Source organism: Streptomyces sp. NPDC060064 (assembly GCF_042736455.1).
Lineage (GTDB): Bacteria > Actinomycetota > Actinomycetes > Streptomycetales > Streptomycetaceae > Streptomyces.
The window spans coordinates 79,742-94,272 of sequence record NZ_JBHWWF010000004.1 but is presented as its reverse complement, the minus strand read 5'-3'; the positions used below and the strand labels follow the sequence as shown (position 1 = coordinate 94,272).

Below are 14,531 nucleotides of genomic sequence, written 5' to 3'. Positions count from 1 at the left end.
TCGCAGGCCCGAGGAGCCCCCAAATGCAACTCGCCGCGATCATCGTGTCGCTGGTCCTGACCGTGGTCGGCGTTGCGCTCATCGCCAGAGCCGTCGCGCAGATCTACCGGTTCGTCAGGCTCGGCCAGGCCGTGCCCGCGGGCAGCCGTACCGACAACCCCAAGCAGCGCACGATCACCCTGGTCAAGGAGTTCCTCGGCCACACCCGGATGAACCGGTGGGGGATCGTGGGCTTCGCCCACTGGTTCGTCGCGATCGGCTTCCTCACCCTGCCGCCGACGCTGGCGCAGGCATACGGACAGCTCTTCCAGGCGGACTGGACGCTGCCGGTCATCGGCGGCTTCCTGCCGTTCGAGATGTACATCGAGTTCATCGGCCTGATGACGGTCGTCGGCATTGTCGTGCTGATGGCCATCCGGCTGCTGAACCTGCCGTCCCGGGCCGGCCGCAAGTCGCGCTTCGCGGGCTCCAAGGCCTGGCAGGCGTACTTCGTCGAGTACGTCATCCTCACCATCGGTCTCGCGATCCTCGCCCTGCGCGGGCTCGAGGGCGCGATCCACCATGTCGAGGGCTACGAAGCCGCCTACTTCGTCTCGTATCCGCTGGTCCTCGCCTTCAAGGGGCTCAGCCTCGCGACGCTCCAGAACCTCATCTACTTCACCGCGATGATCAAGATCGGCACCTCGCTGATCTGGATGATCACGGTCTCGCTCAACACCAACATGGGTGTCGCCTGGCACCGCTTCCTCGGCTTCCCGAACATCTGGTTCAAGCGGAACGCCGACGGCTCGACCGCGCTCGGCGCGCTCCTGCCGATGACGAGCGGCGGCAAGGAGATCGACTTCGAGGACCCGGGCGAGGACGACGTCTTCGGCGTCTCCCAGGTCGAGCAGTTCTCCTGGAAGGGCATCCTCGACTTCTCCACGTGTACCGAGTGCGGCCGCTGCCAGTCGCAGTGCCCCGCCTGGAACACCGGAAAGCCGCTCTCGCCGAAGCTCCTGATCATGTCGCTGCGCGACCACGCGCACGCCAAGGCCCCGTATCTGCTGGCCGGCGGCGGCAAGACGATGGAGGGCGAGGAGAAGGCTTCGGCCGAGCAGCTCAAGGATGTGCCGGCGGCGGCCCTCGCCGAGGCCGAGCGCCCGCTGATCGGGACGCTCGAGGAGAACGGCGTCATCGACCCGGACGTGCTGTGGTCCTGCACCACCTGCGGTGCGTGTGTGGAGCAGTGCCCGGTCGACATCGAGCACATCGACCACATCGTCGACATGCGCCGCTACCAGGTGATGATCGAGTCCGCGTTCCCGTCCGAGGCGGGCACGATGCTCAAGAACCTGGAGAAGAAGGGCAACCCCTGGGGTCTTGCCAAGAAGCAGCGTGTCGAGTGGACCAAGGAGGTCGACTTCGAGGTCCCGATCGTCGGCAAGGACGTCGAGGACCTGTCCGAGGTCGACTACCTGTACTGGGTCGGCTGCGCGGGCGCCCTCGAGGACCGGGCGAAGAAGACCACCAAGGCCTTCGCCGAGCTGCTGCACATCGCGGGCGTGAAGTTCGCGATCATGGGCGGCGACGAGAAGTGCACGGGTGACTCGGCCCGGCGCCTGGGCAACGAGCCGCTGTTCCAGCAGCTCGGCCAGGAGAACGTGGCCATGCTGAACATGGCGTACGGCGAGGACGACGAGGACCCCTCGACGAAGAAGCCCAAGTCGTCGAAGAAGATCGTCGCGACCTGCCCGCACTGCTTCAACACGATCGCGAACGAGTACCCGCAGCTGGGCGGCGAGTTCGAGGTCATCCACCACACGCAGCTGCTCCAGCACCTCATCGACGAGGGCAAGCTGATTCCGGTGACGCCGGTCGAGGGTCTGATCACGTACCACGACCCCTGCTACCTGGGCCGTCACAACAAGGTCTACACGCCGCCGCGCGAGATCATGTCCGCCGTCCCCGGCCTGCGCCAGCAGGAGATGCACCGCCACAAGGAGCGCGGCTTCTGCTGCGGCGCCGGTGGTGCCCGGATGTGGATGGAGGAGCGGATCGGCAAGCGCATCAACACCGAGCGTGTGGATGAGGCCCTTTCGCTGAACCCGGACATCGTCTCCACCGCCTGCCCGTTCTGCCTGGTCATGCTCACGGACTCGGTGAACGGCAAGAAGAACGACGGCAAGGCCAAGGAATCGCTCCAGGTCGTGGACGTGGCGCAGCTGCTCCTCGACTCGGTGCGTACGCCTCCGGCCGACCCGGCCGCCGCCGAGGAGTCGGAGGACGCGCCGGAGCCCGAGCCGGTGAAGTAGTCCCTGCGTAACGCGGGAGCGGCCGGATCTGCCTCGGGGGCAGAACCGGCCGCTCTCTTGTGTACGTAGTCGCGTGTCCGCTGTGTGCGTACTCGCCTGTCCGCGGGCCGCTCGACACGGCCCCAGGGTGGTCCGGTGCCTGGTTTATCGTGTCTGTTGCCCTTTGCGCTGCATTCCGCGACCGCTCAACTACCCACCGCATAACCATTGGCCTGCGATCACGACGGATCCATTGCCCTGCCGCGACGGCCGAACGAGCATCGTGGGGCGACTGAGCACAGAACAGACGGACGGGGTGGGTCGTGCGGATACGAACGGCGGCAGCAGCGGCGATGGGCGCCGCCTGCGCCTGCGCAGTGCTGCTGGCGGGCTGCACGAGCGGCCCCGAGCCCGACCGGCCCGCCACCGCCAAGAACGGCGACACCGCCCCGCTCGCCGGCCGGGCCGCCACCCCGCGCCTCCCCGTCCCCCACGGCACCGGCAGCCGCGTCCCCGAGGACTTCAATGGCGACGGCCACCGCGATCTCGTACTGAACGACCTGGTGAAGGCCCCCGACGACAGCCACGGTGACGACGCGGGCATCGGAATCGTCTACGGCACCGCCGCCCTGCGCCGGCTCGACCCCGCCCGACGCCAGATCCTCACCCCGCGCGCCAACGCCGCACCGGTCGACGGCACCCTCCCCGCCGCCTTCGACGCCGAGGCCTCCTGCGATCTCGACAAGGACGGCTTCGCGGACCTGATCGTCGCCACGGACCCGCCGTACAACGGCATCGGCCGCCCACCCGTACCGCTCCAGCTCCTCTTCGGCTCCCCCACCGGCCTCGGCGGCAAGGCGGTCGTCCTGCGCATCCCCGACCGGGCGAGATACGGCAACGACTGGCCCGACCACCCCGTCTGCGGCGACTTCGACGGCGACGGCAGCACCGACCTGGCGGTCACCGCCTCGGCGGGCCACGTCAGCTTCCTGCGCGGCCCCTTCACCCGGGCCGGCGCCCCGCGCGCCGCCACAGCGCCTGTCCCGGGCGGCGGCCCGCTCCTCTCCGCACCGGCACCCGAGCCGGACACCAATGACGACGGCTACGACGACCTGGTGGTGTCGGCCCGTGCCCCCGAGCCGGGCGCGGCGGCCAAAGGGGAGCTGCTGCTCGGCGGCCCCGACGGCCCCGGCCGCGCGGGCGGCACGTACCGCACCAAGCCGGTACGGCTGCCGCCCGGCCCCGCGCTCCCGTCCGGCGAGACAAGCCCGGCGACCGACGTCCTCGAGTACGCGGACTTCGACGGCGACAAGCGCCCGGACCTGGTGACACGTACGCACCGCGGCGAACACGCGGACGTCGTGGCGCTGTACCCGGCGGCGGAGCGGACGCGCGCGCTGCTCACCTTCAGTACGTCGGTCTTCCTGACCTGACCTGACCTGACCGCCTGCCTGCCTGCCTGCCTGCCTGCCGTACGGCTGCCCCTGCGCCCGCCGAATGCCCAAGCTGAGCGCGGTACGGCAGACCCCCCGGGGTTCCCCTAGGGGATGTCACAGCTCAGCAGCAAAGGACCGCTTGTTCCCCTGGGTCGACCACCTCACTCTCCGGGACCAGGTACGTTCGAATACGTGGCTGGATTCAGGATCGGACGCGGCCGGGACAACCGCACCTCGCAGCAGCAGCAACCGCAGCAGGCACCGCCGTCGCCCTACCGGGGCGGGGGCGGCCGTGCGGCGCCGCCGTATGCGCAGCAGCAGCAACCGCCGCAGTGGCCCCAGGCCGGCGGCGGTCATCATCATCAGCAGCAGCCTCAGGGCCCGTACGGCGAACCGGAGTACTTCGGCGACCCGTACCAACAGCCCCCGCACGGTGACCCGTACGCCAACAACCCTGGCCACACCCAGGCGTTCAGCGTCAACGAGGACCCGTACGGCGACGGCGCGACCTACCGCGCGGGCGCGGCCGCTGCCGCCCCGTCCGGCCCGCGTCTGCACTGGAAGCAGCTGCTGAGCGGCATCGTGCTGCGCCCCGGACCGACGTTCTGGCAGATGCGCGACTACCCGGTGTGGGGCCCGGCGCTGATCGTGACGTTCCTCTACGGACTGCTCGCGCTCTTCGGCTTCGACAAGGCCCGCGAGGAGACGATCAACGCGACGATCTCCGCGGCCATCCCGTACGTACTGACGACGGCGGTCGCATTCGTCATCGGCGGCCTGATCCTGGGCGCGGTGACCCACACCATGGCCCGCCAGCTCGGCGGTGACGGCGCCTGGCAGCCGACGGTCGGCCTTTCCATGCTGATCATGTCGATCACGGACGCCCCGCGCCTGATCTTCGCCCTCTTCCTGGGCGGCGAGAACTCCCTGGTCCAGGTCCTGGGCTGGGCGACATGGGTGGCGGCGGGAGCGCTGTTCACATCGATGGTGAGCAAGTCGCACGATCTGCCGTGGCCGAAGGCGCTGGGCGCGTCGGCGATCCAGCTGATCGCACTGCTGTCGATCATCAAGCTGGGCACGATCTAGGACTTTCCACGGACGCGCAGAGGCCCCCGGAGCCATCCGGGGGCCTTTTTCCATGTCCGTACTCGCAGAGGCCTGACAAGCCCAGCAGACCTCAGCTACCACCCCGCCGGAAGGTCGGGAAGCTCAGAGCTCCTGCTCGGCGACTCCTTCAGCTCTGCGGCGACTCCGGGGGCGGCGGCTCAACCGGCGCCGGTGTGGTCCTGGTTGGGCTGGTCCTTCGGCTGGTCCTTCGGCTGGTCCTGGTTGGGCTGATCCTCGGGCTGGTCCTTGGGCTCGTCCTTGGGCTGGTCCTTGGGCTCGTCCTTGGGCTCGTCCTTCGGCTGGTCCTTGGGCTGGTCCTTGGGCTGGTCCTTGGGCTCGTCCTTGGGCGCGTCCTTCGGGTGGTCCTTGGGCGCGTCCTTGGGCTGGTCCTTGGGCTGGTCCTTGGGCTCGTCCTTCGGGTGGTCCTTGGGCTGGTCCTTGGGCTGGTCCTTGGGCTGGTCCTTGGGCTGGTCCTTCGGGTGGTCCTTGGGCTCGTCCTTGGGCGCGTCCTTCGGGTGGTCCTTGGGCTCGTCCTTCGGGTGGTCCTTGGGCGCGTCCTTCGGGTGGTCCTTGGGCTCGTCCTTCGGCTCGTCCTTCGGGTGGTCCCTGGGCGCGTCCTTCGGCTCGTCCTTCGGCTGGTCCTTCTTGCTGTCCTTGTCCTTCTTGCTGTCCTTGTCCTTCTGCTTGCCTTTCTCCGGGTACTCCTCTTGCTTGTCCTGGTGCTCCTCTGTCGATTCAGGAGGGGGCAGGACAGGGAACCGCGTTCCGGCAGGCTGGCCCTTCGGGGCGGGAACCCTTGCGTCGCTCTTGCCCATGAGGTCGCCGCTCGGACGCTGGAACCAGCCCTTGCGCTTCTGGTCGAACATCGTCACGGTCTTCATGGGCTTGTCGGCGGGTGTGACCGCAACGAGGTGGGAGGGCTGGAACGACGACCACTGACTGCCGGTGTATTTCTGCTTGTTCTCGCCGGCGACGGGCGGAGTCAGGGGGTTGCCGCAGGCGCAGCGGACGCGCGGAACGCCGCGGTCGTCGACGAGGACGGCCGTGCCGGCCTGCAGGATGGCCTGATAGCTGGTCGCCGCGCCGTTCCTGTACCCGTGGTTCGTGACGCGTGTGTCCCAGACCAGCCGAGTCGGCGTCAGGGACCGCATGTACTGGGGGATTTCGGGCTGCCGGATGTTGAGGGCTCCGGCGAAGGCCTGCCCTTTGTCGCCGTTCTGCGTGAGGAACTTGACCTGCTTCTCGACGTCACAGCTCGCGACGTTCTGCGTACCGCCGTACAAGCCCGGGTGTGAACCATTGACGACGAGGGTGCCTGTGCCGCCGGCCGATGACGTACCAGCGCTTGCGGACGAGGCTGCGGCATCCTTGTCCTGGGTCTCGGTCGACGGGGTGAACGGATCAGAGCCAGCCGCGGAGGCGGTCTGGAGGAAGACCTCCCCACCGCCCTTTTTCCCGCCGGGGAGGGCGACCGTGAGGATCACCGCCATCGCGGCACCCACCACCACAGTGCCGGCAGCCAGCAGCGTTCTCCGCGTCCGCCACCGGGGCGACAGTCCTGTGCGGCGCCGATGAGGCTCATCCGGTTCGCCGGGCGGACCCGTGGACCCCGGTGGGGGCGGAGGCCCGGGTGGGGGCGGAGGCTCGGGTGGGGGCAGTGGCCCGGGTGGGGGCGGAGGTACCGGCGACTGCTCACCTGAGGGCTGGCCGGACAGCGGGCCGGAGGGAGGGCCGGTGGGGCGCTCGGACGAAGGAGGTAGGGAACTCACGGCATTCTCCTCAACCGCATAGATATCGCGGAATGGGAATTTCTTCTCATTCGCCTCCCTAAGGCCATTATCGCTCCATGTCCGGGAGGCACTGATCATGCACCGGCTTTGTTCAAAGCCCGCCTCTCGAGTAAGCCCCGAGCTTTGCCATCGCGACACGTCACTACTTTTCGGGACTTGACAGAGAACAGCGTTCCCCTATGCGAAAGAGCCCGCTGGTCCCGGACCTCTTGACGTCGCCGTGGAGCAACGCGCCACCTGATGGTGTCCATTGCCGCGCGCCATGGCTCCCAGGTGGCGCCTCGAGCACAGCCGGATGACCCGGCGCCTGCCTCAACCGGACGCAACCGGGTGGCAGCCGAGGTCAAGCCTCCTCAGCGCCGAGCGAGGGCACGCAAGAATGACTGGCATATCTCAGTCGCAGGTCAGAGGGCTTCCCTCGACGGAGTGACCGGCTCGCCAGACTTACGTACTACAGGCAGGACACTCCAGGGGAAGTTGATCCACTCGTCGGTGCGCTTCCAGACGTACTCGCACTTCACCAGCGAATGCGGCTTCTCGTAGATGACGGCGCTGCGCACCTCGGCGACCTGGTCGACGCAGAAGTCGTGCACGAGCTTCAGCGTCTTACCGGTGTCGGCGACGTCGTCGGCGATAAGGACCTTTTTGTTCGAGAAATCAATGGCGTTCGGGATGGGCGCGAGCATGACCGGCATCTCGAGAGTGGTCCCGACCCCCGTATAGAACTCCACATTCACCAGGTGGATGTTCTTGCAGTCGAGCGCGTACGCCAGCCCCCCGGCGACGAACACGCCACCTCTGGCGATGCTGAGCACGATGTCGGGCTCGTACCCGTCGTCGGCGATGGCTTGCGCAAGCTCACGGATCGCCCCGCCGAACGTCTCGTACGTCAGGTTCTCCCGTGCCTCACTCAAGGCTCACACCTGCGTCCGGTGGAAGTTCATGTACGACCGCGACGCCGTGGGCCCACGCTGCCCCTGGTAACGGGACCCGTACCGCTCGCTCCCGTACGGGAATTCGGCCGGCGAGCTCAGCCGGAACATGCACAGCTGACCGATCTTCATGCCCGGCCAGAGCTTGATGGGCAGCGTCGCGAGATTCGACAGCTCGAGCGTGACGTGCCCGGAGAAGCCGGGGTCGATGAACCCTGCGGTCGAGTGCGTGACCAGCCCCAGCCGCCCGAGGCTGGACTTCCCCTCCAGCCGCGAGGCGAGGTCGTCCGGCAGCGAGATGACCTCGTAGGTCGAGGCAAGGACGAACTCACCGGGGTGCAGGATGAACGCCTCGTCCCCCTCCGGCTCGACCTTCCTGGTCAGATCCGTCTGCTCGACAGCAGGATCAATATGCGGATAGCGGTGGTTCTCGAACACCCGGAAGTAGCGGTCGAGCCGCACATCGATGCTCGAGGGCTGCACCATGAATTCGTCGTACGGGTCGATACGCACCCGTCCGGCGTCGATCTCGGCCCGGATGTCCTTGTCTGAGAGAAGCACGCACCGAGGATACGCAGAGCGCGCGGGCCCACCCCAATCGGGACAGCCCGCGCGCCCACTCCGACCGCCGATTCCCCACGGCTTCCGTACGGCTACCGGCTACCGCTTGGCCGACCGCTCCGACTCCACAGGCACGACACTGCGAAGCCGCGCACAACGCGGACACCGAATGAGCCGCCCGGGCCCGATCCGATCGGCGCCGAGCTGCTGCATCGGGAACGAAGCGGTACTGAAGACGTGCCCCTCGGCACAGCGGACGACGGTGCGCTCCATCAAGTCCATCGGGTCCCTTCCCCAACAAAATGCGGACGAACGACCACATTAGGGGATGAACGGGACGGGCCCGCATGCGGCACTCCGATGTCACTCCGCACGCAACGGTACGCCTCAACTCCCGTACGCGGCAGCCGCATCCGGGGCGGCGACATCGGCTGCATCCGCCCCCTGGACAGCACAAAGGCCCCGCGGCTAAATACACCGGGGGCCAGCGATGGGGTACAGTGTGCGACGATGCGGTCGCCGTTCACGGCCCGCCGCGCGGGTGTAGTTTAATGGTAGAACATGAGCTTCCCAAGCTCAGAGCGCGGGTTCGATTCCCGTCACCCGCTCCATATGAAAGCCCCAGGCCAGCGCCCGGGGCTTTTTGTTGTCCCGCACTAAACATCTCGTGCCAGATCCGTGCCAGATTCTTGATTGTCCGGCCCCTTGCGCTGCGCGGCGTGAACGGCGCCCGCGCGTGCGCGTGGTGCGGAAGCTGTCGGCGATCAGCACGTCGCCTGGGGTGCGGGAGACACCTTGGGTTGACCTCGTCAAGGGCTTTCGCCGGCTCCGCGTCCGCCTCGGCGTCCCGGCCGGGGTTCGCCTTGAGAAGCTCACGGTCGCAGCCGGGCAGTGGATAGCGCAGACGGCCCCCGCAGGAACCTGCGGGGGCCGCCTACTGCTGGTCAGCTCTGCAGCTCTCGCTTGTTGCTCTTCACGATCGACACGACCGGGTTGTCCGGCAGGGGCTTGCCGGGATCCTTCACGGTGAGTTCAGTGGGCCACGACGTGCCGGGGTAAAGGGCGACCGCGCCGGTGTCGACTCGTACCGTCGCATCGAATCCGCCCGGCCCGGTGATGCGTACCTCGACCTGGTAGAAGGCTCGCTCCTTGCCGCTGTTGGTGATGCTCAGCGGCACCGTCAACGATCCCCTGTCACGACGGGGCTTGAAGACCGTGACATCGCCGCTCGCAAGGACCGACTGTCCGAACTCCTCATTGCCTTGAGCCGTGCCGGTCGGTGTGCTGCGGGTGATGGGGTCGCCGCTGGCGGCTGCTGCCCGCCGCTCGTCGATCTCGGCGCTGATGCGATCCTGCGCCGCAGGCTGAGACGACGACGCTGTGGGCGCAGGCGTCGCCTCGGCAGACTTCGAGGGCGATTCCGCCCCTGCCGCTGACTCTGCCGATCGGCCGACAGGCGGGGCCCCACTGGGCGCAAATGCACCGGGCGGGCCGCCGGCCGCACTGTCGCTCCCACCGTCCCCTCCGGTGAGAACAACGACCGTTCCAGCTGCTATCGCCGCTGTCAGCGCCAAGGCTCCGCCCCAGGCGACAGTCCGACGGCGCGGCGCGGGCCGCCGCCTAGTTGCACGAGAAGGCATATTGGGAGGTGTAGTTGATGAAGTTCGACATCTTTGCGGTGACGGTGGCGCACACGGGGTGCTTGGTGTAGACGGGACCGGCGTACTGGCTGAACGTGCCACTGTCGGAGTCGCACTTGGTGCCCGGGTACCCGTCGCAAACCTTCGCCGTCATGCTCTGGGCTTTGCCCGTGTTGTTGTCGAAGATGAGGCACCCGCCTGCCTGACTGTTGTAGGTGAACACAGTTGCAAGGCGCAGCCTGGGGTCAGTACCCACCGGCAGGGGTATGGCTTTGGTCAATGTGTACCCCGAGCCACACGCGTTCGCTGCAGCCGCGACTTCCCCCGGGTTGGCCGCGGCGAACTCGCGGGTTTGCTTGGACGCCTCGACGGACATGTTCACGTCGGTGCCAGTGGGATCCTCAGCGGCGGATGCCTGAGGTGCAGCGACAGTCAAGGCAGCGACGGCGGTGGCGGCAACTGCTAAGCGAGTGGTGGATCTGGCAATGGTCAGCATGTAGGTCCCCCTCATGGATGCACCATGTGCAAACGAATGATCTTGACCGGATCGGCAAGAGGCCGTTGAAAGTTGCCCGGACGTCCCAGACCCCGCAGTCCGCGTGCGCCTCTCACGACCAGACGAGAGCCTAGGAGGCGCTCGTGCCGTCCCCAAGGGGTCTAGACCGGCCATCGCCTCCCTCGCAGCAATTGCAGCTACGGAGAGCTACGTCGCGCACCGGCGCTCTCGCTATATGCGGCATTTAGGCCGCTGAGCGTCACCTGGAGCCACACGAAGCAACGGGACATGTCCTGCGTCACATGCCCATCAAGGGGCTTCCTGGCACCACCCCCGCCACGTGTCGAAAGCGTTCTCGCTAGCCAAGCCGACGCCCTACATGTGGATTTGACCCTAAATTCCCCTCTGCCTCAGCGCGCGACGACGAGCGAAGCTCGACGTCCACTTCCTGGGCGCGCCGGATACCTTCTGCACGTTGAGGCTGGAAATGGACGCAACCACCCTCTGTCGTGGTGGATGCATCCACTCGCAGTGATCATCGTTGCACCGTTAGTGATCGGTCGATGGCTGGAGAACTCAGCCGCGCGCTCGCCGACTGCGACCGCCACCTCTTCCGCGCTCGAACCGGCCCCGCCCTCACCTCCGAGTTTGTCGACATCACCGACGTGATCCTCGACAAGGTCACCGTCCTGCGGATACGCGGCTCGCAGATGCACCCGGCCGGAAGATGTACCGCCCGGTCCGGCACGCCTGGACCACCGTCGCCGAACCTCCTGGCCGGCACCGGCACCTACGCGGAACGCTTCTACCGGACGGAGTCGCGTGAAGAGCATCGCCCTCGAAGGGCCCTTGTACGCCGGGAAGTGACCGTGCGCCGCGCGCCAGGGCAAAAGCCGGACCGGACCGTACCGAGCGCATCCCCTACCACCGGCTCCTGTCGACCGGCACGGTCCTCGGCGGCATCTCCAGTGCCTTCGGGGTGTCCTGGGCGCTCAAGCACGGCCTCCGACTACACGACGGGCTTCCTCGTCACGGCCGCAGTGATGCTGCTCACCGGAGCGTTCGCGGTCGTCGCGATCCGGCGGGAGAAGGAAGCCCGGCGCCTCGGGCTGTGATCAACGACACATGCGCACTGCTGGTCACTCTTTGCTTGCCCGTACGCGAACCACTGTCCGTGACAACACTGTTGAGCAGCCTGGCCGACAATCCCTCCCGACGGGCCGCTCGTTGAGGATCCTGAAAGCCCATCGATCGCCCTGGGGTACGGGGCCGCGACGGGGTCGAGTCGGCCATGCCGACGGTGCAGACCAGTGCACGAACACGTGATCGAGTGGCCGAGTCTCGCCGCTGACATCTATGAAGGAACGGCAGAAGCGGCAGAATCGGTGTAATTCCCGCACATAAGCTAAGTATTCCGGCGACCCCATCACCCTTGGTGACACCTGCCGACTGCCCCGCGTGGCCTTGCCGCGCTCAAAAGCCTTCTCGCCACCAACCCGACTGACTTAGGTTCTTAGTTGTCGCGAAGGGCCCGGGGAGGGGCGCTCGCGGGGTAGGCAATTGACGGGCTCCAGGGGGGATTTCAGTTATGCAGGCCATCAGTGGCGAGCAATTCGATCACGTGGGCGGCACCGCTGTGCCGGGCGCGGCTTTGGGTCTCTCTCCCTCCTCGCAGATGCCCTGAGACCGGCGCCGTATTCGACTCCTCGCCGGAGAGTTCCCCCGGAGCGCCAATTCCACTACCCGGGGTGTTCGCCCGGTCTGAGCATGCCTGAATGCGCGTCGCGGCCGCCTCGGCCGCGGTCTTCGCGGGCCGGGCGCCCGGTGCCCCGTACTCCTCGTCTCTCACGCCGTTCGACCGGCCACTCCCCGCCGGATTCCCGGCAGGGCCGTACCGATCCGCAGACCACCGGGCCGACGCATGTCCGGACCGCGCTCTCGGCCGCGCCCCGATGCTCAGATCACCCTAATTTTCCGGGCACTTGTGCCCCGTCCCGATCTCGTGCCTGCACGAAAGGAACTCGATGGCTGACGAAATGGTGCGTCGCGCCCAACGATTCATCAACACCACGTACGGGAATGGTGCCACCCTCGGCATATCCAAGCTGGACGAGAACGGCCAGACCAGCTGGACCGTCATGTACGCGCTCACTCGCGCCTTACAGTACGAGATGGGCATCACCGCGCTGTCCGACAGCTTCGGTCCGGGCACCCTTTCAGCGCTCCAGGAGAAGTACGGCAAGCTCGACGAGACCACGATCCCGTCGGCGAACTTCTGCCGGATCATCCAGTCCGCCCTGTACTGCAAGGGCTACGACGGCGGTGACATCGACGGCAAGTACAACTCCCGCGTCAAGGCCGCGGTGCTGAAGCTGAACCAGAGCATGGGCGTGGACAGCACCTACCCGGGCAGCTCCCTGTGGCCGAAGGTGGTCAAGGGCCTGCTCAACATGGACGCCTACGTCACCGTCAACAGCGGCTCGGAGACCATCCGCTCCATCCAACAGTGGCTGAACGGCCGGTACGTCCTCCGCAAGGACTACTACGTCATCCCCTGCGACGGTCACCACTCCCGTGACGTCGCCAAGTCGATGCTCCTGGCCGTCCAGTACGAACTGGGCATGGCCGACGGTGTCGCGAACGGAGCGTTCGGCCCCGGCACGCAGGCCGGCCTGAAGAGTCACACGCTGTCCACCGGCTCCTCCGGGGTGTGGGTGCAGCTCTTCACCGCCGCCATGGTGCTCAACAAACGCCCCGTGTCCTTCTCGACCTCGTTCACCTCCTCACTGGCCGACAGCGTCAGCGTGTTCCAGGCGTTCACGAAGCTCACCGTCAACGGGCAGGGCGACTTCGGGACATGGTCCTCCCTGCTGGTCTCCTACGGCGACCAGACCCGCCAGGGCGAGGCGTGTGACGGCATCACGAAGATCACCCCCGCCCGCGCGCAAGCCCTGAAGAGCGCCGGCTACAAGTACATCGGCCGCTACCTGTACAACCCCTCCACCACCAGCCTGCCGGAGAAGGAGATCCAGCCGGGCGAGCTCGCGACCATCAAGCAGTACGGCCTGCGCTGCTTCCCGATCTACCAGACATGGGCGCGCTCGGTCGACTACTACAGCGTCTCGCAGGGCGTCGCGGACTGTATGAACGCCGCGTTCAAGGCGGAAGAGCACGGATTCAAGCCGGGGTCACGCATCTACTTCGCGGTCGACTACGACGCGGTGAACGACGAGGTCACCTCGCACATCCTGCCGTACTTCCGGAGCGTCAAGGAGCAGATGGACCGGCTGGGCAGCCCCTACAAGATCGGGGTCTACGGCCCGCGCAACGCGTGCTCCCGGATCTCCGCGGAAGGCTACGCGGACACCAGTTTCGTGTCCGACATGTCGTCCGGCTTCTCCGGAAACCTCGGCTACGCGATGCCGGAGAACTGGGCCTTCGACCAGATCGTCACCAAGGTGGTCGGCTCCGGTGACGGCCGGATCGAGATCGACAACAACATCGCCTCCGGACGCGACACCGGCCAGGGCGACTTCCACCCCGCTCCGTCCCAGAAGCTCGACATCGGTTTCAGCCTCTCCTACTGGGAGGCATTGCTGAAGGACGCCGAAGGCTATATGGAATCCATAGGCAGACCGACGAGCGGCGGCGAAACGGGCAATGGTTATGTTTACACCAGGAAACAGTGTCTAGAAACAATCATGACCCTCGACGCAGCCATCACGTCGGCGGCCCGCCGGTACCGCATGCGCAAGGCCCTCATCCAAACGTCGGTCTTCTGGGAGTTCTGCCACTACAGCTACAAGGACGTGGTGGAGGACGCGGGCGTGGTGCTCTACCACACCGGCGCCATCCCGGACTGGGGCAAGGACCTGCCGGGCGTCAGCAAGCTGGTCGACAGCAGCACCGGCGTCGCCAAGGTCTCGGGACGTACGTGCATTCTGTCGCGGAACAACTCGATCCGTGCGGGGCTCCTGGAGGGTGAGATCCTCGACTCGACCGCCGACGGCGACAGGTGGGCGATGTGGCAGAAGGTGAACCAGGACAACGTGTTCAATCTGAGTACCGTCCCGCACCTGCACATCTGGGCGGCCGACGGAAAGGCGGGCGACCATGACGAGACCCCGATCCGCCGTCCCGCACTCGACTACACCGACACGGAGACGTTCGAGATCCTCCGCCGCTACCAGGGATCAGGCCCCGTGGCCGAAAAGGACGCTAAGTTGCGCATGCCGCTCTATGCGATATTCGAGAAGTACAACAACATCATCCGCGGGTCCTGACGCATCGTGATCA

The 14,531-nt window shown here is 66.8% G+C and carries 11 protein-coding genes and 1 tRNA gene; 6 read left to right on the top strand and 6 right to left on the bottom strand.

Features of this window, described 5'->3' with window-relative positions:
* Positions 1 to 23 precede the first annotated feature (23 nt).
* The 3 genes from ACFWDI_RS06840 (at position 24) to ACFWDI_RS06830 (ending at position 4,795) form a co-directional block, all read left to right on the top strand.
* Complete coding sequence (locus ACFWDI_RS06840) at positions 24 to 2,294, top strand: heterodisulfide reductase-related iron-sulfur binding cluster (protein ID WP_385301750.1); 2,271 nt, start codon at positions 24 to 26, stop codon at positions 2,292 to 2,294.
* Between the two features lie 332 nt (positions 2,295 to 2,626).
* Positions 2,627 to 3,706: an FG-GAP repeat domain-containing protein gene (locus ACFWDI_RS06835; RefSeq protein ID WP_385301950.1), complete on the top strand. Its 1,080-nt coding sequence runs from the start codon at positions 2,627 to 2,629 to the stop codon at positions 3,704 to 3,706.
* 195 nt (positions 3,707 to 3,901) lie between these two features.
* Complete coding sequence (locus tag ACFWDI_RS06830; protein ID WP_385301749.1) at positions 3,902 to 4,795, top strand: Yip1 family protein; 894 nt, start codon at positions 3,902 to 3,904, stop codon at positions 4,793 to 4,795.
* A 179-nt stretch (positions 4,796 to 4,974) separates the two neighbouring features.
* Here the strand turns inward: ACFWDI_RS06830 and ACFWDI_RS06825 are convergent, their stop codons facing one another.
* The 4 genes from ACFWDI_RS06825 to ACFWDI_RS06810 all read right to left on the bottom strand — a co-directional run bounded on the left by ACFWDI_RS06825 (position 4,975) and on the right by ACFWDI_RS06810 (position 8,381).
* Positions 4,975 to 6,306, bottom strand: a complete 1,332-nt coding sequence (locus tag ACFWDI_RS06825; RefSeq protein ID WP_385301748.1) for a DUF6777 domain-containing protein — start codon at positions 6,304 to 6,306, stop codon at positions 4,975 to 4,977.
* Between the two features lie 704 nt (positions 6,307 to 7,010).
* Positions 7,011 to 7,520, bottom strand: a complete 510-nt coding sequence (locus tag ACFWDI_RS06820; protein WP_385301747.1) for a phosphoribosyltransferase — start codon at positions 7,518 to 7,520, stop codon at positions 7,011 to 7,013.
* Positions 7,521 to 7,523: 3 nt separating this feature from the next.
* The gene (gene dcd, locus ACFWDI_RS06815) at positions 7,524 to 8,099 is read right to left on the bottom strand and encodes a dCTP deaminase (RefSeq protein WP_327325006.1); all 576 of its coding nucleotides are present in this window, start codon (positions 8,097 to 8,099) and stop codon (positions 7,524 to 7,526) included.
* A 99-nt stretch (positions 8,100 to 8,198) separates the two neighbouring features.
* The gene (locus ACFWDI_RS06810; protein WP_326651449.1) at positions 8,199 to 8,381 is read right to left on the bottom strand and encodes a hypothetical protein; all 183 of its coding nucleotides are present in this window, start codon (positions 8,379 to 8,381) and stop codon (positions 8,199 to 8,201) included.
* A 255-nt stretch (positions 8,382 to 8,636) separates the two neighbouring features.
* On the opposite strand from ACFWDI_RS06810, the gene ACFWDI_RS06805 reads away from it, so the two are divergent.
* Positions 8,637 to 8,710, top strand: a tRNA-Gly gene (locus tag ACFWDI_RS06805).
* Positions 8,711 to 9,043: 333 nt separating this feature from the next.
* On the opposite strand, the gene ACFWDI_RS06800 is transcribed toward ACFWDI_RS06805, so the two are convergent.
* Positions 9,044 to 9,277: a hypothetical protein gene (locus ACFWDI_RS06800; protein ID WP_385301746.1), complete on the bottom strand. Its 234-nt coding sequence runs from the start codon at positions 9,275 to 9,277 to the stop codon at positions 9,044 to 9,046.
* Between the two features lie 442 nt (positions 9,278 to 9,719).
* Positions 9,720 to 10,235, bottom strand: coding sequence for a hypothetical protein (locus tag ACFWDI_RS06795; RefSeq protein ID WP_385301745.1), 516 nt, complete (start codon positions 10,233 to 10,235; stop codon positions 9,720 to 9,722).
* A 563-nt stretch (positions 10,236 to 10,798) separates the two neighbouring features.
* On the opposite strand from ACFWDI_RS06795, the gene ACFWDI_RS06790 reads away from it, so the two are divergent.
* The gene (locus ACFWDI_RS06790; RefSeq protein ID WP_385301744.1) at positions 10,799 to 11,350 is read left to right on the top strand and encodes a hypothetical protein; all 552 of its coding nucleotides are present in this window, start codon (positions 10,799 to 10,801) and stop codon (positions 11,348 to 11,350) included.
* A gap of 909 nt (positions 11,351 to 12,259) precedes the next feature.
* The gene (locus ACFWDI_RS06785; protein ID WP_385301743.1) at positions 12,260 to 14,518 is read left to right on the top strand and encodes a glycoside hydrolase domain-containing protein; all 2,259 of its coding nucleotides are present in this window, start codon (positions 12,260 to 12,262) and stop codon (positions 14,516 to 14,518) included.
* Positions 14,519 to 14,531: the final 13 nt, after the last annotated feature.